The following is a 641-nucleotide window of genomic DNA, read 5'->3' as shown; positions in this document are numbered from 1 at the left end:
GTTCGAGTTATTAAAGATGCTCGTGTCGCGACAAGTTATTCTGAATCACTAGAGCAACCAAGTTTAGATTTGATGCTCACAAACGCGCTGCAAAGTGCTCGCTTTTCCAAGCAAGATGAACATCAAACCATCAGCTGCGTAAACAGCAAAATCACCACTGATATTGCAGAAATTGCGCAAGACGATACCACATCGGTCGATGAGAAAATTGAACTGTCCCTTGCGCTTGAGCAAGGTGTTGTGGCTCTGCCTCACGCTTCAAGCTCACCATACAATGGTTATAGTGACGGCGAAACTCAGCTCATCATCGCGAATACTCAAGGTACGTTATGTCAACATTTCGAGCGCTCTTTCACTTGTTACGCGTATACCTTATTTGAAAAAGATGGCAAACAGTCGATGGCAGGTAGAATGTCGTTAGGTCGCCGTTTTGATGAGTTGAATCCAACTTACTGCATTGAAGGCGGTTACAACCTTGCTCGCGATCTTCTTGATGGAGTACCAGTTGCGACAGGTAACTATCCGGCTATCTTCCACATCAATGCGCTAGCAAGTTTATTCGGTGCTTTCGGCAGTGCGTTTTCTGGTGTGAATGCGATGAAGGGCATCTCCCCACTGGGTGACAAGCTTGGGCAAAGCGT

1 protein-coding gene is annotated in these 641 nt (G+C 46.3%); it reads left to right on the top strand.

Annotated features, from left to right (window positions below; genetic code table 11):
• A partial coding sequence (locus R8O10_RS25810; RefSeq protein ID WP_318192038.1) for a metallopeptidase TldD-related protein occupies window positions 1–641 on the top strand: 641 nt, incomplete at both ends.

The organism is Vibrio sp. 1727, from assembly GCF_033344415.1.
GTDB classification, from domain to species: Bacteria; Pseudomonadota; Gammaproteobacteria; order Enterobacterales; family Vibrionaceae; genus Vibrio; species Vibrio alginolyticus.
This window is presented reverse-complemented; position numbering and strand designations above follow the sequence as displayed.